We start from the raw sequence: 21801 nt of genomic DNA on the forward strand, positions 1-21801 counted from the left end.
CGAGAGTTTGCCGTGAATTATGGGAGCGGCTCAGAGGCCTTTACGCGCCGGGCGGCTGGAGAGGAAGACGGAGATGGAACGTGGTCCCAACGCCGACTTGGCTATCCACGGTCACCTCTCCGCCATGCGCGTCGACAACGTCTTTGACGATCTTGGTGCCGAGCCCGGTGCCGCCTGCTTTGCGACTGATGGTTCGGGGCGTAAAAAGAGTGCGCAACACGTCAGGTGGAATGCCGCGGCCCGTATCAGCGACGGAGATCAGGATGTGCTTCCCATCGTCTTCAGTCCGCCCACTGATGGTCACGGACCCGCCGGGTTGGACTTCCGGGATGGCATTGTTGACCAAGTTGTAGAAGGCATTAAACAGACGACGCTCATCAGCCACGATGGGGGGGAGGTGATCGAGCTCCTTCACCTGTAAAGTGACGCCCTGTTCTTGTGCCAACCAGTGCAGGGTTTTAAAGACGGACTCCACGACCGCGGCCACCTGACAAGGAGCGAACTCAGGCGGCGCGCTCAGTCCCTTGATGCAATCGGCGATCTCCCGGACTCGATCATGAATTCGGCGCGTCGAGCTTCGCACCATCCCGATCACTTCTCTGCAGAGTTCGAAGCTGGCTTTGGCCCTTGCGGCTTGAATGTTGCTCGAGCTCTCCAAGAGTTCCTTGATCTCACCTTCCAGCAGCCCGGTCCCGCACACGACCGGCATCAACAGATTCTTGATGTCGTGGCCGATATTCCCCAGGATGCGCGCGACTTCGGCAAGCTTGGCGTCCTGGTAGAGACGCGCCTGCTCGATGGACGTGGCAGCGATGGCGGAGACGATCGTCAGAAGCGCCACATCATCCTCGTCAAGGCGCCCCTCGCGTTTGTTCAGAACCTGAAGAACCCCGATCGGTTCCCCCTCCCATCGCTTCAGCGGGACCGTAATCATGTCGTGGGTCTCATGTCCGGTCAGCTTGTCGATTCCAGGGAAATGCCGGGGGTCGGCCTGGGCGTCGTGGATCACCATCGGTACCCCTGAATGAAACACTTCGCCGGCGATACCCAGGTCCCAAGGAATCGTTGTGCCGACCTGCACCGGACTTTTGCCGATCGAGTGACGAAAGACGAGTTGCCTGGACTCAGCGTCGGCGAGGAGAATGGAACCGCTCTCGGCGCCTACGACATCCAGCGCGGTCTGGAGCGCGTTCGCCACGAGCGTTTCCGTGGTGAGGTGCTCAAAGAGAGCCTCCGTGACGCGGCGTGCAGCTTCCAGTTCGCGGTCGCGCCTGATCAAGCGACGGTCTTCTTCGCGCCGGATCGTTCGCCGCCGACTCGGAAGGGCGCCGGCTTCCGCCGCTTGCTCAGGATCGCGAGACATGGTCACCCCTCGACGTTTGGGAACACGGGAAGCCGAAGGACCGCAAGGTCGGTCGATCAGGTTTTGAACGGGTCTTTGTACACGTGCTGTTTGGCCAGCTTGCCGACCACCGCGACGAGTTTGTCCGGCTCGACGGGCTTGACCAAATAATCGGCAACTCCCTGTTTCAATAACGATGTCGCGCCGCTCAGATCGGGTTTCCCGGTCAGCACCACGATGGGAACCGAAGGGAATTGGGAACGGAAGAAGGCGATAGCCTCCATTCCGTTGATTTTCGGCATATAGATATCGCAGATGATCGCGTCGACCATGAGCGGATTATCGCCGGACCGGATGCGCTTAATGGCTTGTTCACCATCTTCGGCTTCGACGACATCGTAACCGGCTTTTTTGAGCGCCAAGTGAACCGACTTTCGGACATCGGCCTCGTCATCGACGACTAATATTCTTCCTTCTGGCATGATCGCCTCCTCCTGGTTAGTTTGGGTGGGTGACATCTGGAACAACCGGCTACTTCCCCCCGGCGAGGTTCTCGTCTTGTTCGGCAACCTCGTTCAAGCCGATCTGTCTGAGAAGCGCAGCCCGGTATGAACGAAAGGCCCCGTTGTCGGGATTCGCGTCGATTTCCTCGGACACCGCCGAAAGCGCATCGTACCAATACCCTTCTTCCGCGTAGAGCTTTGAAGCTTCTACACGGGTGCTCTGAGCCAGACCGCCGGCAGCCGCTTCGGCTAGCTCGGTGCGTTCAATCGTGGCCCCGGCCAGGATGTCTTTTGAGCGCCGCTTCGGGTCGGGCACCACGGCTACAAACCACCGGTATTGCTTGCCCGCTTCCAGGCGGACACCGAAATCGGCCAGCCGCAGCCGCTGAATGCCAGCTTGGAAGGGCGGGTTTAACACCTGCTCCGCAACCGGGTTGGCGCCGTCGTCGCTCAGATTGAAGACAACCGCTGTCGTGATCGGCTTCGAGAGATACCAATACAAAACCGGCTGTTCCTGGGCAGTGAGTCCCGTGTGATTCGGGGCGAGCACCGACAAGGTAAACGTTTGGTCCATGCCGCTCAGCCGAAGGCTCCTCGTTCCTCCCCCCACCCTGCCGCCCGGCGCGCCGCGCACCGGCGGCTTGTACACCGGCGCAGCGACCGGGGTGGCCGGACTCTTCTGCTGGCCGGTCGAAGAGGACGGTCCAGGTTGTTGGTCCGCCCCTGCTTCTACAGGAAGCAGGAGTATCGCGAGGGCGACGGCGAGCGGCGGTACGTTGCGCGGTATGGAGGTCATCATGGCTACCCTCCCAGCGTGACCCTGTGCGCATGAGATGCGACGTGGTCAGCTCTGCCGATCAGTTGGTACACGGTCACCTTGAACGTTTTCCCCCTGAGGCTCATCTCGCCAAGAGGCCGTATGACAAGCGCCGGATCCAAGTATCGGACGGTTGAATCTCCGATCAAAATCCGGCACGAGCTTTGGTCGGAGCCGGATTCCCACGCGTCTTTCTGAAAACTTTCAAGTCGAGCGGCGATGTTCACGGTGTCGCCGATGGTCGTGTACTTCAGACGCTCGGCGCTGCCGAGGCTGCCGGCCACCGCCTGCCCGGTAAAAATCCCGATTCGCATCCTCGCCGTCGGCAGGTGCTGCGCGTGCCAAAGCTGGTTCAGGCGCCGCAGTTCGGCTTCCATGGCGAGCGCGCAGCGAACGGCGTTTCGTGCGTCATGGGCGATGTCCTCCTCCATCGTCCGCGCGAGCGGCACCCCGAAGTTGGCCTTGATGGCGTCGCCGAAGTAGTCGTCCACTACCCCGCCATGCTGCATCACCAGATGAGCCATGGTTTCGATATAGGTGTTCATCCAACTCATGAGACGCTGGGGGTCCATCTGCTCGGCGGCGGGCGTAAACCCCTCGAGATCGGAGAAGAGAACCGTGACGGTCAGCTTCTGAGGTCGGGGACGCCCTCCGTCCCAGAAGAGTTCGCGCTGCTGCCAGATTTGCTCCGCCACCTCGGGTGAGACGTGGCGGGAGAAGAGCTGCATCAATTGCGCGCGCTCGAGTTTTTCCCGGCCGACGATCGCAGCCGTCAGGACCGCGGTCGAAGCGACGTAGGCCAATGCCGGTGGAAGAGACGGGATCCACCACCCGCCCCAGAAGGCGCTCCAGACGATCACGAGCAGGAGTCCCAGGCCGCCCACCACAAAGACCGCAAATCGCCAGGTCGAGCGGCTGACGGTGCCCGTGACGCCTCCCAGCAAGCCCCACATGAATGTCCACACAACTTCGTGCGTCTCCCCCGGACTCTTGCGCGGCTCAGCGCCCGCGAGGGCCGCGCGCAGCAGTTGGCTCACGAGATGGGCGTGCACGACCACGCCGTACATGCCGCGCTGATCCGCGCCGAGTCCCGATCGATACGGCGTGTGGAACAGATCCGGCACGCTTTCGGCGGTCGCTCCGAGGATGACGATCTTATCTTTCAAGGCTTCTGAAGTGATCCGGCCGGCCAACAGGTCGCTGACGGAGTAGGTCTGCAGGGACGGCGGCTCCCCGTCGAAATCCAGCAAAAACTGATAGCCCCGCGCGTCCACCCCGACATATCCCCCGTCGTTCGGCTCAAGGGGCCTCAGCGACGACTGTCCCAAGCGCAGGTGCTCAGGATGGAGGCGATCGGGCTGGGGGAACACACCTTCAGGCTCGAGATACTTGAGCGCCAAGCGCAAGGCAAACGAATAGACCGTGTGCTGCCCATCATCCAGAAACAGCAGGCCCCGCCGGACCACGCCGTCCTCATCGATCAACAGATCGTTAAATCCCACTTGATCCGTGTCATTAAGAATCGGCGGCGGAGGAACGTTTGCCAAGGTGTCGCCGCCGAATTTCATGACCATGATGACGTTCGGGTGGCTATTCAGCAGTGATTCCAAGGCCTGATGTCCTGGCGGAACGGGAAAATTTCGATAGAAGTCGACGCCGATGGCGCGGGGTTGGTGCGCCAGGAGCGCTTCGAGCACCTGTGCCAACAGACCGTCGGTGAACGGCCATCGACCCAACCTCTGAACGTCGCGTTCCGTGACCCCGATCAAAACAATTCGAGGCTCCGTGGGGCTCGTGGGAGGCTGCGTCCTTAGAAGCCAATCGTAAACCTTTAGCTCCCACAGCTCCAGATATCCCGCGACCCGGATACCCACCACCGCCATGGTGACGACCGTCCCGACCAGAAGACCCACGGCCGCCGGTGAGCCAAGCGTCCGGAGCATCCTGTCCCACATCAGCGTCCTCAGTCACAACCAATTATTGAGCAAGAGAAACGGTGCCCAGTACGCGGGGTGCCGGTACATCGGGTGGCCGAGCATGTTCAGTTGGGCGCGCTGCAAGGCCGCGGCCTTCGACAAGCTGGGATCGCGCAGCTCACGGTAAAACTCCGTGACGAGCATCGTCGACGATTCATCGTTGATCGACCAGAGGGTGGCCAGCGCACTCCGCGCTCCGGCCTTGATCGCCACGCCCGCCAGCCCCAAGGCCGCTCGGTCGTCCCCCGCGGCGGTTTCACACGCGCTGAGCGTCAGCAGCGCCAGCGGTTCCTCGCGGAACCGCATCAGGCCGACGAACCGGTCCAGTCGATCCATCGTCAGCTTGTCGTCGTAAGCCAACACAAAACTCTTGCGCACATCGTTCTCGAACTGCCCGTGAGACGCGATGTGGACGACGGCAAACGGTTTCTCCCTGAGCTCGCGTTCAACGCGTGGCACCAGGAAATCCCGATTCAACAGCATGTTGCCGCCAAAGAGCCGATTGACCGTCTGTACCTCCTCGGCCACATTGGGCAGGGGAGCAAAGCCCTGAACGGCCTCGCTCAGGCCGGCCGACAGCGCCTGGATGGCCTGGCGTTTCAGCGGGCGGGGATCGGTCAGCGTGAGCCCCGGTGTGGTGGCCACGGCATACCGACTGATGAGAAATGTCGTGCCGTCATGCAACGCGGCCATCGGAATCGTTCGCAACGGCCCGTCAGGAACAAACACCAGAGTCGTGATGGACCGGCCTTCCAGGAGGGGCAACAGCGGGCGGATCACCCAATCGTAGACCTGTTGTGCGTGGGGGAGATACTCATTGGTCGTTCGCTTCTCCAGGAAGTGACGGAAGGCGCGGATCTCCCGAGTGAGCGGTTCGGCGCCGACCGGCACGGCCACCCGGTGGAGGCCGTCGGGCAGGCTCACGAGGAGTTCCAGGCGGTCCGGGAGGATGACGGGATAGACGATGGCGGCCGTGGTCGCGACTGCCTCGAGGCTGGTGATGCGGGAGCGCGCCGCATCGACACACTCGTCGCCGAAGTAATTCCGCAGTTCATCGGCCTTTAATAGCTCGACGACATCGCGCGCTTCCTTCAGATAGGGCTCGGTCCGGGCACGGTCTGAAATTCGGGCGGCTTGCTGAAGCAGGAGGTCCGCTAATTCATAGTAGACCGCGCCGGCGGAGTCCCGGAATGAGGCCGACGAGGGGCCGGAGGCGGTGAGTAACTCCGCGCGAACGGATTGCAAGGCAAAGACCGCGCGCCGGTACGCCGCGAGCGCCTCGACCGGCAGGTCGAGCCGAGTGAAGAGACGGCCGGCCTGCCAGTGCCAGCGGTACAACGCCTCTGGTGCGACCGCCTGTTGAGCGGAGAGGATGGCCCGGCGCGTCAACTCCAACGCGTCTTGATCGCGTCGCTCGGATTCATAGAGTCTGGCCAGGTATCCCCAGGCGTAGGACGCGCTTCGGTGGTCACCGATGGATTCGGCCGACTCGGCCGCCGCCTGAAAGGCCTGAAAGGCCGAGGTCATGAGTTCGGCAGCGGCGTCCGGGAGATGAGCCCGCAACCGATCATACGTCAACCCGATCGTGATCAAGGCAAAGGCCTGGTCGTGCGAGGATTGGAGTGTTCGGAGATCGGCGAACGCTCGATCGAGTTCGCCCTTGGCCTCTCCGTGTCGGTCGAGGTGGCTTAAGGACTGGGCAAGATTGATGCGGGACCGAGACGTCAGGGAATGGTTGCCAGCGGTTGTCGCAAAGGCCACCGACTCCTCGTAGGCCTTCACGGCCTCCGCGTACTGGCTGCGGGCGTACGACAAGTTGCCGACATTGTTCTGGATCAGTGCCAGGAGGCCGGGATGATTCAGCTCTTTGGCCAGGCGAAGGGCTTCTGCCAGTGACCGCTCGGCCTCGGCCTCGTCGCCCACTGCAAGCGCAAGCGCGCCGCGGCTGTTCAGAATACGCGCTTGCCGTCGTGCGTCTCCTATCTGGGCGGCGAGGCGCAGGGCCTCGTTTAATTGCTCAGCCGCCTTGGGGTGGCGCCCCAGCGCTTCATACGCCTCGGCGATCAGCACCAGCACATCGCTCCTGGCCGGACCGCTGCTTTCCCGTTCATAGACGGCAGCCGCTTCCTGCCAACTCACGATCGCTTCATTAAACGCCCCGCGCCGGTAGGCTTGCCAGCCAGCCTCTTGCTGTTGCGCAGCCGTCATCGGTTCGGCGGTCAGGCCACCCGCGCTCAAACTGATCAAAAGCCAGCAGCCAAAGATGGTGAGTGGTCTGCGCTTGTGCACCATGGAAGCGCTCCTCATGCTGTTTCAACTCGATGTACCGAATTTGCAGGCTTCCTCCTCACCCTCCCCTCTCCCCCTACGAGGGGGAGAGGACTAGGGTGAGGGGGAAACTCGACACTAGAACGGTTGCACGACGAACTGGATATGCACACCATGATCCTGCAGATTCCCCTCTCCTCCCCGGAGATGGTTCAATTGCTGCCCCCAGTAGACATCAAAGTGCGTGTTGAAGTAACGGGTCGGCAGCGTATTGATGATCAACCCGACCCCTACGCTGGCGAGCGTGTCCCGCTCTCCCGTCCGGGCTGACGTATTCCACGCTCGCCCGACGTCAGCGAACGGCGCGATCTGTACGATGTCCAAACCGTCCGCGGTCGTGTAGATCGACACGCGGAATTCCAGATTCGCGATAAACGCGTTGTCCCGCACGAAGGTGTATTCTCGATAGCCTCGGACGCTATAGCGTCCCCCAACCGCGATCTGTTCCAGTGGAAAGAGATGCTCGTTGGCCAGTTGCAGCGTGGTCCGCGCGAGCAGTTGCGTGCGCAGCGGCTGAAGCTGCCGGACGTACTGGGCCTCGCCCAGCCACGAGAAGAACCGGCCGGTCGCCGATTCCGGGTTGCGGCTTGCCCCTGTCGCGTCGAGCACGCCGATCCCGAGCGAGAACCGCGAGAAGGCGGAGAACACTTGCTCGCCTGTGCGGTAGATATATTCCTGAGCGAAGCGCAGAGCCGATACCTTGAAGACCCCGTTCGTCGCCCCTGCGACAAACTCGAAGGGTTCGCCGAGCAGGAAGCTCTTGTTCTTTTCATGTTCGCCGATGAGCGACAGCGCGAGTTCCTGATCCAGGGTCCGGTACACCGGGTGCCGGACCGTGAGGCCGAAAATCTCGGCCTTATTCACAATGTCCAAGGCTTTAAACGGCTGCTCCTTCACCGCGAAGTCGAACCGGCGGTATTGCGCGATGAATGTGGTGTCGTAGGCATTGAGCGGCAAGGCATAGCGAAAGTTCAGGATCGGATCGACGCCGCGCGATCGCCCGTATTGAAGGCTCAGGTCATCGCCCAATCCGGTCAGGTTGGTGTCTTCGAGCGTCGCCAGCCCTTGCTCGGCGCCGACGGTCGGAGACTGGTAGTTGTTGAACTCCAACCGGCTGTGAAAGAGCGGCGCTTCCTTCACGGCCACGCTCAGCACGCTCTCGCCCAGCTTCACCCCGGGCCGCAACTCGGCGTTCAAGCGCTCGATATGTGGGTCCCGCTGGAGCAGTTGGAGGCGGTCCTGCAACGGCCCGACGCTGACAGGAATCGTCACCCCCAGGAGCACACGGTTGCGCACATAGCCGGACCACAGCCAGTCGTTGCCTTCCACGTCGATCCGGCTCAACGTACCTTCGATGATCTGGATCTTCAGCACGTTGAACGTGATCGCTTGATCCGGAATGATCGCACCGGAGGTCACGTACCCGCGGTTCACGTAGTACATGGTCAATTCGAGGCGTAAGGCTTCCATATCCTCCGCGGTCAGCTCCCGGCCCTTGTACTTCTGCGTGACTTCTTCAAGTTGTTCATCGGAGAAAATCGTATTGCCGACCAGTTGAATCTCGTGAATGAACACGCGCAACGGCGGAGAAGGCTCGCGCTTCGGCGGCACCGGCGGCACCGGCGGTAAGAGCGGCGGAGGTGGCGGCGGGGGCGGAAGTTTCTCCGGCAGCTTGGGCGGAGGCGGAGGAAGGGGAATGCCGATTTGGGCGAGGGCTGACCGCGGACTGCCGACCAATGAAAAAGTCATAACGAGGAAAGCCATTCCTGTTGTGAGAGCCGCACTTGTCGGAAGCACTCAACCTGCTCCCTTCTCAACCTGCCTTATCGTCGGCACGTGCGATCCAATAGGCGTATTGGAACTTGTTCACGAGCCGGCGCAGTCGAGAAAGGGTCGCTGACTGCGGCGACAATGATCGGCTCGATCCGGTGCTGTTCTGTTACAGAGGCGTGGCTCTCTTCCAGTGAGCTGGGCAGCACCCCGCCCGGCTCCCGCGGCAGGCCCTCATGTTCCACCACGATGAACGTGCTGGTTTGCGCATCGGCCATCCGGCCCACACAGCGCTGGGCCAGCAACGTCGCGGCCTGCAGATAGTCCTGGTTCAAGGGCACGAGCGCTCCGCTCAAGTTTTGAATGGGCGACTGAATGTTCACTTCGCCGCTCACGCCCCGTTGCGATGTCGCGCTCACGCGGCTGTTCGGATCGGCCAAGAAGAGCCCCGCCAGGATGTTGATGTTGCCGCCCCGGCCTTCGGTGGCTTGGGCGAGAATCTGACTGTTCTGCAAGATCACGAACTGCGGATCGATGAAGATATCCCCGCCGGTCGTGCCTTCGGGCCCGAAGACGGAGGTGGTGATGCCGCTATTGGTCAAGCGAATCATCCGGTTCGCGGAGATATTGATATTGCCGCCGCTGGTGCTCAGGGCTTCCGTGGTCACCTGGCTATTGGTGACCAAGAAGTTCTGGCCTGCGCGAATCGTGACGGTGCCGGCGTTGCGGGTTCCGGTACTCTCGGCGGAAATCACGGTTCCATCGCTCAGTGTGGTCTCTTGGCTTGCGGTCAGCGTGATGTTGCCCAGACCCGTCGGGGGATCGCCGCCCTCCGGGACGTCCTTCACCGAGGCCGAGACGGTGGCGTTCGTGAGCGCCAGGTTCCTCGTATCGACCGTGATGCTGCCCCCGGCCCCGGTGCCCGCTGCACTCGTAAGGACGGCGCTGTTCGTCAGGCTGACCGAGTCGGCCGGGGAGGCGAGCCCCTGAATGGTCACGCTGCCCGCATCGCCGGTCGCCAGCACATCGAGCGTACCGTCGCCGTTCAGATCCACGCCCGTACTGCTGCTAGAGATATGAGCATTGTTCTGGGCCGTCAGGGTCCTGACGTTAAGCGTGATGCTGCCCGCGTTCCGGGTACCGGAGGTCTCGGCCGTGACGGCCCCACCGGTCATTTGCAGGGTAGGCGCGCGCAGCGTGATGTCGGCCACGCCTGCTGCCGGGTCGTCCCCCTCCGGCACGTCCTTGACGGAGGCGGAAATCGTGGACCGGTCGAGCGTGAGCATGGTTGTATCGATGTCAATACTGCCCCCGGCTCCGGTCCCCGAGGACTGCGTCAAAACGAAGCCATTGGTCAGGGTCACCGACACAGCCGGCGACGCGAGCCCGTGAATCGTGATGCTGCCGGCATCTCCATTGCCTGTGCTTTCCGCTGTGATGCTCGCATTAGTGTTAAGGCTCAAGACATTGGCGGAGATATCTATCGTTCCTGCGTCACCCTCGCCTCTCGACAGAGAGCGAATCGTTCCTTGATCGTGTAGTTCCAGAGCCTCCACCAGAATTTGTACATTGCCGCCATCGCCGGTGCCGAAATTCGGAAATGGTTCAGCGGGTAGCGTGGAAGCAAAAATCCCGGAGCTTGTTCCGTCAAAAGACCCTGTTCCCGGATCTGCTCCCGAGATAAAGATATGGTCGGCGGAGATATCAATGTCGCCTGCCGGTCCAAGGCCGGACGTTCGAGCGCTGATCTGAGCCCCGTCCAGAATGTCTAAGCTTCCAGTAGTGATGGAAATATTGCCCGCTCGTCGAGCGACGAACCCTCCAATCGCGAAGACACCCGTGAAACCTCCGACTGGACCAGGGCCGGCCAACCGGATATTCCCTGCCCGGATGCTGACATCTCCCCCCAATCCAGCGCCGAAGTTCGTCGAGGTGATAAACGCTCCATTCGTCGCGGTCAGATTATTCGTCTGGATATCAATATTGCCGCTGTTGCCAAAGGTGTTGGAGAACGCGTTGATCTGCCCAAAGTTTGTCAACGTGAGATCGTTGCTCACGATGCGAATGTTCCCGGCATTCCCTCTTGCCGGGAAATTCGTGCCGGCAAAGATTCCGGCTGGGAACCCCCCTTGATTAAGGCCTGAAATGAAGATGGTGTCCGCGTTGATCTCAACCGAACCGCCTTGGCCTGATCCGGCGAAGATCCCCGCGCTGATCTGGGCACCATCTAGTACCTCAAGAGTGTTCGCCGACACCTGCAGGCTCCCGGCCTTGGCTGCCGCGGAGGCTTCAGAGGCTACTTGTGTAGTCAACCCCACGAATTCTGGCCCACCCCCACGGAGCGTAACGGTATCCGCGAACACCTCCAGGCTTCCGGCATCGCCGGTCCCAAATGTGCTGGCACTGATGAATGAAACAGCTTCCGGACCGCTGACCTCTAACCGATCGGCCATCGTGCTGGTTCCACCCAGTCCTTGGATTGTAATACTCCCTCCACGCCCCGAACTCCCAATCTCCGCTGCAGCGGAAACCTGAGAATGGTAGATCGACGCTGTCCCCACATTAAGCTCGATACTGCCTGCGTTGCCAGCAGCCAGAGTGGCGGCTTGAATGAAGCTGTTGTCGGTCATCGTCAACAGTGGGGTGGTCACGGTGACCCGACCGCCGTCGCCCGTGCCTCTGGTTACCGCTTCCAGCGAACCCTCCGAGAAGGAGGCAGATTCGCTCGCGGCGACAGTGATATTTCCTCCTCGACCGGCCCCTCCCGAGCTGGCATTGATGTCGGCGTCAGTGAGACTCAGTGTGTCCACATTCACCATGATATTCCCGCCGGGTCCCGCACCCTTCGTGATCGCCTGGACCGACCCTCCGCCCTCCCTGCTTCCACCCGTTATGGTCAGATCTTGAGCCGTCAGCGTAATGGTCCCGCCGGCCTTCTCACCGCCCGTCACTGTCGCTGAGACGGTTGAATCGGTTAACTCCATGGAGGTCGCTGAACTGATGGAGATCGAGCCTCCGGCTCCGGTGTTGGCTTCCGTCGTAATGCTGCTGTTCGTACTGGTGAAGGTGTTCCCGGTGGTGACGAGGGAGATGCTGCCTCCATTGCCCGCATTAGCGGTGGCCGAAACGGTGGCTCCGTTCAGAAGCGTGACGTCTCCAGCACGCACCAGAATACTACCGCCCTGGCCGTCGCCCGCCGCGCTAGTGAGGAGGTCACTATTGTTCAACGTCACGGAACTGGCCGAGGTGCCCGAGCCGCCGACGCCCTGGACTGTCACACTGCCGGCGTCGCCGCGACCGGTCCCTGTTCCCGTGCTGCTGCTGCTGCTGATCTCGGAATTGCCCTGCGCGGTCAGGGTGCCGACGTTCAGTGTGACACTACCTGCGTCACCGGTCCCGGTAGTGCTTGAGGTAATGATGCCCTTATCAGTCATAGCCAGGCTGCCTGTGGTGACATTCAAGGTTCCGCCTGTGCCGGTGATCGTTTTCGTAGACAGCCCGGTGAGGTCGGTTTCGAACGGATCAAGTGAGGTCGCGACACCGGTAATCTTGACGTCGCCGGCATCAATTGTGATACCGCCGGCGTCACCCGTGCCCGTGCTTTCGGCGGAAATCGTGGCGCCGCTGGAAATACTGAGTCTATTTGTGTCGATTTCGATGCTCCCGGCGTCACCCGCCCCGGTAGATCGGGCCTGAATTCGACCCTGATCGTGCAGTTCGATCGTTTCGACGTTCAGGGTAATGCTGCCACCATTTCCGGTAGCGAGGTCAGGGCGGGGTTGAAACGCCAGGCTGGAAGCCACAATGCCGGATTCAATACCATCGAATGCGGCGGAAGCCGAAGTGTGATCGGCGCCGGCAATAAGCAAGCGGTCGGCGGTAATCTCGATATTGCCGGCAGGTCCGATCCCGTTCGTCCGAGCCGAAATGAGTGCTCCGTCAAGGACATCCAGGCTCCCAGTCGTGATCGAGATGTTTCCGGCTCGCTGAGCGACAAATCCCCCAAGTGCAAAGATGCCATGGAACAGATTTGGCGCCCCTGGCCCGCTCAACCTGACACTGTCTGCCTCAATCGTCACATTGCCACCGAGTCCGGCCCCAAAATTTGACGAGGTAATCAGTCCGTTATCAGTCAGGTACAGATTTCGCGCACGCACATCGATATGGCCGCTATTTCCGAAGCTTCCGGAAAAGGAACTGATCTGTCCGCCATTGCTAATCGTGAAATCGCCGGTTGTCGTCACTCGGATATTCCCCGCGGTTCCTCTCGCCGGAAATCCAAGATTGGAGAAGATTCCCGCCGGGAACCCGTTTGAATCGAGACCGGAGATGAGCACCGTATCAGCGGTGATCTCAATATCGCCGCCTCTCCCTGGACCGGTGAAAACACCAGAGTTGATCTGGGCGCCGTTCAGGACCTCTATGGTCTGGGCGGTGATACGCAAGCTCGATCCGTTCCCTGACCCTGGATTTGTGACCTGACTCGCCAGGCCTGTGAATCCAACGCCGCCGACCATGCGGACCGCTTCGGCGTTGATTTCCAGAGAACCGGCGTTGCCGGCTCCCTGAGTGCTTGTCGAAATGAAGGCTGCTGACTGCCCTCCAAGCAATTCCAAGCGGCCCGTGTTCACCCGGATGTTTCCCGCATGGCCAGGCCCGAAGGTGGTCGTGTTGATAAAGGCTTGATCCCGAAGAAGTAGGCTCCCCGTCGTAATTTCAATGTCGTTGCCATTGCCGGCATCAGCCGCAGTGGAGAAGGCCCGCGAGCCGATGTTGGAGTTGAAGTTTCTGGCAGGATCTCCGACCATCTGCAAGCTGCCGGCGGTAATGCGAACCGCGCCGGCATCTCCAGCCCCGAAGGTTGATGACCCGAACTCGGACCGGTTCATGATGATGTCGCCGGTTACCTGGATGTCGAATCCCACGCCCGGGTGATCCAAAGCACCTAGAGTGGTGGCACCAAGCTGGACATCCGTGAGTTCCAGCTCTGCGGATCGGATGAAGATAGTGCCGCCTGGATCACCTGCCACTCTTACCGCGGCATCATCGGTTGCCTGCCGGTTGTCCGTGATAGTGATGGTCCCCAACTGCTCGAAGGAGTGCACCTTCAGGCTCGGGGGAGTTCCGGGCGCAGTCAATACGACCTCGCCCGCAGAAGCAACGCTGACGAGATTGATTCGCCCGCTATCCGCGCGCAGAGCGCTTTCGATTTCTGGGCTTGAAGTGCCTCGCCCGACGATCGTGATATCCCCGCCGATCACGGACAGGCTCTGGCCAGGTAAAACCGCAAGGTTGCTTTGTTGAATGGTAATCGCCACGGGCCTCGGTACCGTGAACCCAAACGCTTCCACCGGTGCGATCGAGAGGGTGCTGGGCCGCGGCAGGTCGGCATGAAACCGCGCGCCGTCGGTCATCCGGAGGTAGTCCGCCGTGCTGGCGTTGAAGGCGCCGCCGACGTTGAGTTCCGCGGTGGGCCCAAACACAATGCCGGCGGGATTGATCAAGTAGAGATTGGCGGTGCCGAAGTCGGTCGTTTGGATCGTGCCCCAAATGTTCGAAGGGTTCCCGCCCGTGACCCGGCTGATGATGTTGTTGGTCGGGAGACTTGTTTCGTTTAGGAAATTCGCAATGTTGTTGGTCGCGAGGCTGAATTCGCCGAAGCTGTGGAACAGATTGGGGCCGTTGCCGGGCCGAGTGCCGCCGGTGATGTCGTAGTTGATTTTGCCGCTGGGCAAGGTGACAGGTTCGCTGATCCGGGTCCCGAGACCGGATTCCGTCAGGGCCGTGGTGATCTGGGCATAGCCGACGGGGAGGGGTGCAGCCAGCGAGGCGCAGAGGTAGAGGACCAGCAACCAGGTCAGGGAGGAGGGATGGCGAGCGTGACGCCGCATCCGGAACCTCTTCTCGCTGCGTCCCCATGGGACGCGACGAGGGGCTAGGGGGCTTTCTCTTATGCAGGTAGCTTGCCGTTGCCGTTCGAACTATAAGTCAATGAAGTTTCAGCAACTTCGCATCACCGGCAATGCCGTAAGGGCGAAGAAGTATCGAATGCGATACATGCAAGTTATCCTGATGGATACACGAGACGGGAACCTACTCCTTCAAGCTGACTTCTTACCTCATGTGCCGTTCTTGAGATCGCGCAGGCGAGCGGTACCAACAAGCAGTTCTCCCGGACAATGTCAACCTAATTCTTACGTAGGGTAACGCAAGTGGATTTATTCGTGTCGCGGGCATTGCGCGCAGGACAGACTCAAGTTCGCCGGACCGGCAGGCAGGCGGAGACAGGATCAGGGCATTCCTCGATGCTGCTCTTGGCTTGCCTCGACAAGTGTAAGTCCGTGAAACTGTTGATATAAATGGTCAAGCTGCTCAGCGGATCGCTTGGTGTTTTGTTCGAGGTGATTGGTCGGATGGTCGGTCAGTCTAGCCGGATGATGAAACAGGCGAGGGCACGGAGAAACTGGTTTTGAAATAGGACATGCCCTCATCGCAATGGTGAAAAGAGCCCGAGCAGCGGATGTCATCTAGAGCCTCCACCGCTCGGGATATTTTCCTCTCGCTATACGGTGAAGGGGTCGGCGTAGACGTGGTTCCTGGCCACTCGATCGACCGCCGCCGCCAGCCTGTGCGACTCGATGGGTTTCGTGAGGTAGTCCGACACCCCGCGCTTGTACAGGTCGGCGGCGCCGCCCGTGTCGGGGTAACCCGTGAGAATCAGGACGGGCACGGAGGGGAACTGCGCGCGGAAGTACGAGATGGCTTCGCTCTCTTAGCAGAACGACGAGTTGTCCAAGAGAAGACGCCTCCGCTGCCCTTGATGGCATTTATGATAGCAGACCATGGTCAATTTATGGTCCGGTTCGGCTGCGACAAGGCCGCGGGGTTCAGCCGGGCTACTCATATGCTCGCCTCTTCCAGTAGCCAGGTTCTCGCTTGAGATGCATCACCGCTAAGACGCGAATGATCTGCGATTGACGCTGGTAGACGATTCCAAACGGAAACCGGTGGAGGATATATCGCTGCGTATCTTTCCCCGGATAGCATGGCCAGGTTGTCGGGTTGTCGCGAATCCGCGAGATAGCACTTTCCACCTCGTGAAGGAAGGCTTCGCCAAGACCGGCCCTCTGCTGTTCATACCAGGCCTTAGCCCGTTCCAGCTCCTCCGAGGCCTCCCGATGGAACTTGATCTGGAAATCACTTGCCATGCCGCAAGCGTTCCCGGACCTCTTCCCAGGGGATCATTTCCGCGACACCGCGCTCCACTTCCGACAATCGTCGTTGAACCTCTTTCTGCCAGGCCGCTTCGACATCCCGGTCGGCGACCGGATCGAGGCTCCTGAGCAACTGCTCGGCTAACTCCGCACGCTCATTCACAGGAAGCTTGAGAGCCTGTTCAAGCAGAGCTTGGGATTGTCCACTCATAGCATCACCCTTTGCCGCTGTACCAGAGCAAATTCTCTGTGTGGGTCACGGCGATGCTATCAGAAGTCGACGGGGACGGCAACGACAGGCGGACGCTTAGATCTTGGCCTTAAGCCCGCGCATGTCCGTAACGCAAGAAGATGTTGAGAGAAAGCCGGGCGGCGGACGCTATGCCTAGCGTCCACCGCCTCTGGCCTTTGCCTCGCTATACGGTGAAGGGGTCGGCGTAGACATGATTCCTGGCCACTCGATCGACGGCCGCCGCCAGCCTGTGCGACTCGATGGGTTTCGTAAGGTAGTCCGACACCCCGCGCTTGTACAGGTCGGCGGCGCCGCCCGTGTCGGGGTAACCCGTGAGAATCAGGACGGGCACGGAGGGGAACTGCGCGCGGAAGTACGAGATGGCTTCCTCCCCCCGGACTTTCGGCATGTTGAGGTCGCACACGATCGCGTCGATCATGAGCGGATTGTCCCCTGATGTCATCTCCGTGACGGCCTCTTCTCCGTTCGCTGCTTCGACCGTGTCGTAGCCCGCCTTGTTCAAGCAGAACCGCACCGACTTCCTGACGTCCGCTTCATCATCCACTACGAGAATTCGACCGAGTGCCATGGCTGCGTCCTCCTGGTTATGGGGTTCGGCCGGTTGGCCTTGACCCTGGTTGACTATCTACTGAGTTCTATCGTTTCTCTGAGTGCTGTGCCGTACACCACGAGCATGGAGCAACCGTTGTGCCAAGATGTCTCGAATGCACCGCGGCCGAACCAAGTGATTGATTTGTCATTGGAACTCACGATTTGAACATCAGGGGGAGTTCGCTCAACCGTGGGCGGGCCTATTCCTGGGATCATCCAAAAAGATAAGTTCCTTATCTGAACGGATCGTTCCTGTCTCCTGATGGTCCGTCCAAATGAGTGGGACCGGGAAGGCACATATGAGGTACAATCCCGCCGCCGAAGCTTCTCGTCACCCTCCGTCGGACGGGTGAGCGGGCCGTGTGCCATGCCGGAAAGGAACCGGAGAAGACAAGATGAAACCCTTGATCCTGATCGCTGACGACGACCCTGACATTCTCAAGATTCTGCGGGTCGGGCTGCACGCCAAAGGTTATGACACCGTGGCCGCGGCGGACGGGCGAGAGGCGCTGGCGGCTCTCAATCAGACGAACCCGGATCTTGCGTTGCTCGACATCGAGATGCCGCACCTCAGCGGCATCGAGGTCCTCAAGCACATTCGCCAGGAACGACCCGGTTTACCGGTGGTCATCTTGACGGCGCATGCCACGATCGGACGGGCGGTGGAGGCCATGAAGGAGGGAGCGACCGATTTCATCCCGAAGCCCTTCGAGCTGGAGCACCTCTTGGTCGTGCTTGGCAAGGCGCTGGAACGGGAAGGGCTGCGTCGTGAAGTCGAAGCGCTGCGCTCGCAGATCGACAGTCGGTACGATCCGCTTGTCAGCTCGACGCCGGCCATGAACCAGATCATCGACACGGCGAAGAAAGCCGCGCAGAGCGATGCGACAGTATTGCTGCTCGGCGAAAGCGGAACGGGCAAGGATCTGTTGGCGCGCTCGATCCACGCGTGGAGTCCGAGACGGGATCGGCTGTTCGCCCCGGTGAACTGCGTGGCGTTGTCGGAAGAATTGCTCGAGTCCGAATTGTTCGGGCACGAGAAGGGAGCGTTCACCGGCGCCCATACACAGAAGCTTGGCAAGCTGGAGGTGGCGACGGGTGGAACCGTGTTCTTGGACGAAATCGGCGACATGAAGCCGGGGCTTCAAGCCAAGCTCTTGCGGTTTCTCCAAAATCGTGAGTTCGACCGTGTCGGCGGAACCCGATCCATCAGGGTGGATGTGCGCATCATTGCCGCCACGAATCGCGATCTGTCCCAGGCCGTCAAAGCGGGCGCCTTTCGCGCGGATCTCTTCTACCGCCTCAATGTGGTGAGTTTGACGTTGCCGCCGTTGCGTGAGCGAAAGGACGACATCCCGCAGATTGCGGAGCTGTTTCTGAGCAAATACTGCCGTGAAGCCAAGAAGCCGCCGATGCGCATTTCAGAGCAGGCGATGCGGAAACTCCTGTCACACTCCTGGCCCGGCAACGTGCGCGAACTGCAGAACGCGATCGAGCGGGCGGTGGTGCTCAAAACCGGAGAGTGTCTTGACCCCGACGATTTCGTCCTGCAACCCCTGGATCTTTCGCCGGGGGACACGGACGGAGCGGATCTTCCGTTTCATGAGTCGATCGAGCAGCACAAACGTCGCATCATTCTCCGCGCGCTTTCGAAGACCGGCGGAAGCCGCATTCGGGCTGCTGAACTGCTTGGTCTCCAGCCGAGCTATCTGTCCAGGCTCATCAAGCAACTGAATGTCAGTCGTTAGGAGAGAGGCAGCCTTGCCTCGACCGGGTGGCGGGTGTTCGAGCTCCTGTACCGTGTCTCATTTCCCGTGCTGCGCTCCCCTTCTTGACCCCTATCGGCTGAAGGACTAGGCTTGGGCGGCCGGAGACGACAGCATGCGTGAGTGAGGGCTCGAAAGGGAGGCCGTGACAATGGCGGAGCGTCAGGGCGCGATTCTGGTCGTTGATGACGATGCGGAGATGCGGGAACTGGTCCGGGATGTGCTCGCGGAGCGGGGCCATCAGGTGACCACGGCCGGCGGAGGCAGGGAGGCGCTGCAACGGCTCGCCGAAGGAGACTATGCGGCTGTCCTGACCGACCTGCGCATGAAGGAGATGCAGGGGATCGAGCTGCTGAACGAGATCAGGCGCCTGTATCCCGACACCGGCGTGATCCTGATGACGGCGTTCGGCTCCGTCGAGACGGCGGTCGAGGCGATGAAACACGGCGCGAGCGACTATCTCGTCAAGCCGGTGAAAACCGACGAGCTGGTCCGCGTGGTCGAACGCGTGTTGCGGGAGGCGGCCCTCCGGCGGGAGATCGCGCGTCTCCGGCGGGAAGTTCACAAGGAATACAGCTTCCACCAGATTCTGGGGAAGAGCAAGCCCATGCAGGAGGTGTTCGACCTGATCCGGCGGGTCGCCGACAGCCCGACGAACGTCCTGATCACCGGCGAGAGCGGGACGGGGAAAGAGTTGGTCGCCAAGGCGATCCATTACAACAGCGATCGCCGCCATGCGCCGTTCGTGCCGGTCAACTGCGCGGCCATTCCCGAGGCGCTGCTCGAAAGCGAGCTGTTCGGCCATATGAAAGGCGCCTTCACCGATGCGAAGGTGGACAAACGCGGGCTCTTTGAGGAGGCCCACACGGGGACGCTGTTCCTGGACGAGATCAGCGAACTGCCGATCATGCTCCAAGCCAAGCTGCTGCGGGCGATTCAAGAAAAAGTCATTCGCCGGGTCGGCGCGACAAAACCCATTCCCGTTGATGTTCGGATCATCGCGGCTACGAACCTAAACCTGGAGGAAGAGGTCAAGGCGAAACGGTTTCGGGAAGATCTTTACTACCGCTTAAACGTGATTGAAATTCCTCTGCCTCCGCTCCGTGAAAGACGCGAGGACATCGTCATGCTGGTGGATGCTTTCTTAAAGAAAGCGGGTGAGACCAGAGGCAAACGGGTCCAAGGCGTGAGCGAGGCGGCGCTTGCCTTGCTGGTCGATTACGTCTGGCCGGGGAATGTCCGCGAACTGGAAAATGTGGTCGAGCGCGCCGTGACCCTCAGCCGCGGGGACAAGATTGTTCCGGAGGATCTGCCGCCGGCGATCCAGGGCGCGCGCGGGGAGCGACGCATTCTCGACGAAGCGGCCGAGCGGACGCTCCCGTTGGAAGAAGTGGAAAAGGAATACATTCTGCGGATTCTGGAGAAGACCGGCGGAAACAAGTACCAGGCCGCGCATATTCTGGGGATCGACCGGAAGACGCTCTATCGCAAGCTGGGCGAGATCGAAGGCAAGGCGCAGGGGTGACCGCGTGGAGCTTCAGGCGGACGACTTGCTGTACAAACTGATCGTCGAAGCGTCGCCGAGCGGGCTCTTATTGGTCGATGAGGCCGGGACCATCGTGATGGCGAATCCCTGTGTGCTCACCCAGTTCGGGTATTCAGAGGCGGAGTTGCTCGGGCAATCGGTGGAAATCCTGGTGCCGGGACCGGCGCAGGCGATTCATCGGACCCACCGGACCGGCTATATGCAGGAGCCTCAAGCGCGAGCGATGGGACGGGGACGAGAACTCTACGGCGTGCGCAAGGACGGCAGCGAATTCCCGGTCGAAATCGGACTGACCCCCCTGCAGGTGAATGGACGCATGTATGTCTTGGCCTCCGTCGTGGACATCACGGAGCGCCGCCGCTTGGAAGAGCAGTTGCGCCGGACCGAGCGGATCGCCGAACTGGGCACGCTGGCCTCGGGCATGGCGCACGAGATCGGGACGCCGATGAACGTCATCCTCGGCCGGGCGGAATACCTCCTGGAGCGGGTCACGGAGGAGCCGATCAAGAAAAGCCTGCAGATCATCGTCACGCAGGTCGAACGGATCACGCGGGTCATGAACCAACTGCTGGCGTTCGCCAGACGGCGCCCGGTCGACCGCCGGCCCGTCGATTTACGCGAGACGATCGAAGGCAGCCTGGAGATGTTCCAGGAGCGCTTGGCGCGGCACGGCATCCGGATCGAAAAGTCGTTCCGCGACGACTGTCCGAAGGTGCGCGCCGACGCGGATCAGATGAGCCAGGTGTTCATCAACCTGGTCATGAACGCCATTCACGCCATGCCGGAAGGCGGCACGTTGCGGGTCGGCCTCACTCGGTCCAACGGAACGGTTCGGCTGACCGTGGCCGATACCGGTCACGGCATCGCGCAGCAGGACCTCGCGAAGATCTTCGATCCGTTCTTCACCACCAAGGAGACCGGCAAGGGCACGGGGTTGGGACTGACGGTGGTGAAAGGCATCATAGAGGAACACGGCGGGTCCATCCAGGTCGAGAGCGAGCCGGGAAAAGGGACCACGTTCACGATCAGCCTGCCGGTGAGTCAGTAACAAAAGCGAATAGCTGATAGCATACCAGCTCTATCCTCTATCCTCCCGCGGACTGTGGCATCCCGCGACATCCCTTCTCCCGGCCGATGGGGTTTTTCTCGCCATCGAGCCGACTCCCCGACGCACCCCCCGCGCTCCATTCAACACTGAATCTTGAGGGATAATCGCGTGTTGCGCGGTCTGGCCCGACTGGACCGATGGGCATACCCCTTGCGTCAGCTGGTGTCAGAAACCTCCCGGTCAAGCCGAAAGGGGAACATCCGTGCACGAAAGGAAAGCGGTCGTGTTGCTTGTGGTGGAAGACGATCAGGAGATGCGCAGCCTGCTCTGCGACGAGTTGATGAGCGACGGGTATCAGCTTCGGGAGGCCGCCACCGGGGAGGAGGCCCTCTCGTCGATCGGCAAGGAGGTGCCGGACTTGATCCTGACGGATCTCAAGATGCCGTCCGGGGGATTGGAGTATGTGAGTCGGCTGCGTCAGGCTGCGCCATGCTGCCCGATCGTGCTCATGACCGCCTTCGGCGAGCAAGGGATCCGGCAGGAGGCGTTCCATCGCGGGGCCACGGCCTATTTCGATAAGCCGGTCCGCATTGCCGAGTTGAAGGCAACCATCAAACGGCTGCTGGATCATCAGAGAGCATAGTTTGAAC

Annotated in this window: 15 protein-coding genes; 4 read left to right on the forward strand and 11 right to left on the reverse strand. The window is 60.9% G+C overall.

Annotation, left to right across the window (positions count from 1 at the left end; all coding sequences use genetic code 11):
• Window positions 1–40 precede the first annotated feature (40 nt).
• The 11 genes from AB1555_09190 to AB1555_09240 all read right to left on the reverse strand — a co-directional run bounded on the left by AB1555_09190 (window position 41) and on the right by AB1555_09240 (window position 16771).
• Window positions 41–1363 (reverse strand): HAMP domain-containing sensor histidine kinase, encoded by a 1323-nt coding sequence (locus AB1555_09190; protein MEW6246870.1) that lies wholly within the window; start codon window positions 1361–1363, stop codon window positions 41–43.
• A gap of 56 nt (window positions 1364–1419) precedes the next feature.
• Window positions 1420–1824 (reverse strand): response regulator, encoded by a 405-nt coding sequence (locus AB1555_09195; GenBank protein MEW6246871.1) that lies wholly within the window; start codon window positions 1822–1824, stop codon window positions 1420–1422.
• Window positions 1825–1873: 49 nt separating this feature from the next.
• A complete protein-coding gene (locus AB1555_09200; protein ID MEW6246872.1) occupies window positions 1874–2644 on the reverse strand; it encodes a DUF928 domain-containing protein in 771 nt (256 codons plus the stop codon).
• 2 nt (window positions 2645–2646) lie between these two features.
• Window positions 2647–4617: an adenylate/guanylate cyclase domain-containing protein gene (locus AB1555_09205; protein MEW6246873.1), complete on the reverse strand. Its 1971-nt coding sequence runs from the start codon at window positions 4615–4617 to the stop codon at window positions 2647–2649.
• A 12-nt stretch (window positions 4618–4629) separates the two neighbouring features.
• Window positions 4630–6930 carry a CHAT domain-containing protein gene (locus AB1555_09210; GenBank protein ID MEW6246874.1) on the reverse strand — a complete coding sequence of 767 codons (2301 nt, stop codon included), beginning with the start codon at window positions 6928–6930 and terminating at the stop codon, window positions 4630–4632.
• A 114-nt stretch (window positions 6931–7044) separates the two neighbouring features.
• The gene (locus AB1555_09215; protein ID MEW6246875.1) at window positions 7045–8715 is read right to left on the reverse strand and encodes a ShlB/FhaC/HecB family hemolysin secretion/activation protein; all 1671 of its coding nucleotides are present in this window, start codon (window positions 8713–8715) and stop codon (window positions 7045–7047) included.
• Between the two features lie 74 nt (window positions 8716–8789).
• On the reverse strand, window positions 8790–14627 hold the full coding sequence (locus AB1555_09220; GenBank protein MEW6246876.1) for a filamentous hemagglutinin N-terminal domain-containing protein: 5838 nt from the start codon (window positions 14625–14627) through the stop codon (window positions 8790–8792).
• Between the two features lie 671 nt (window positions 14628–15298).
• Window positions 15299–15466, reverse strand: a complete 168-nt coding sequence (locus AB1555_09225) for a hypothetical protein (GenBank protein ID MEW6246877.1) — start codon at window positions 15464–15466, stop codon at window positions 15299–15301.
• 166 nt (window positions 15467–15632) lie between these two features.
• Window positions 15633–15944, reverse strand: a complete 312-nt coding sequence (locus AB1555_09230) for a type II toxin-antitoxin system RelE/ParE family toxin (GenBank protein ID MEW6246878.1) — start codon at window positions 15942–15944, stop codon at window positions 15633–15635.
• Window positions 15934–16161, reverse strand: coding sequence for an addiction module protein (locus tag AB1555_09235; protein MEW6246879.1), 228 nt, complete (start codon window positions 16159–16161; stop codon window positions 15934–15936). Before AB1555_09235 ends, AB1555_09230 begins: the two co-directional genes overlap by 11 nt.
• A 205-nt stretch (window positions 16162–16366) precedes the next feature.
• Window positions 16367–16771 (reverse strand): response regulator, encoded by a 405-nt coding sequence (locus AB1555_09240; protein MEW6246880.1) that lies wholly within the window; start codon window positions 16769–16771, stop codon window positions 16367–16369.
• Between the two features lie 418 nt (window positions 16772–17189).
• Between AB1555_09240 and AB1555_09245 the strand changes: the two genes are divergently transcribed.
• The 4 genes from AB1555_09245 to AB1555_09260 all read left to right on the forward strand — a co-directional run bounded on the left by AB1555_09245 (window position 17190) and on the right by AB1555_09260 (window position 21794).
• On the forward strand, window positions 17190–18539 hold the full coding sequence (locus AB1555_09245) for a sigma-54 dependent transcriptional regulator (protein MEW6246881.1): 1350 nt from the start codon (window positions 17190–17192) through the stop codon (window positions 18537–18539).
• A 169-nt stretch (window positions 18540–18708) separates the two neighbouring features.
• Window positions 18709–20082 (forward strand): sigma-54 dependent transcriptional regulator, encoded by a 1374-nt coding sequence (locus AB1555_09250; GenBank protein ID MEW6246882.1) that lies wholly within the window; start codon window positions 18709–18711, stop codon window positions 20080–20082.
• 4 nt (window positions 20083–20086) lie between these two features.
• Window positions 20087–21151: an ATP-binding protein gene (locus AB1555_09255; protein MEW6246883.1), complete on the forward strand. Its 1065-nt coding sequence runs from the start codon at window positions 20087–20089 to the stop codon at window positions 21149–21151.
• A 262-nt stretch (window positions 21152–21413) separates the two neighbouring features.
• Window positions 21414–21794, forward strand: a complete 381-nt coding sequence (locus tag AB1555_09260; GenBank protein MEW6246884.1) for a response regulator — start codon at window positions 21414–21416, stop codon at window positions 21792–21794.
• The last annotated feature ends 7 nt before the right edge of the window (window positions 21795–21801 follow it).

The sequence above is a fragment of the Nitrospirota bacterium genome, from assembly GCA_040755395.1.
Lineage (GTDB): Bacteria > Nitrospirota > Nitrospiria > Nitrospirales > Nitrospiraceae > DATLZU01.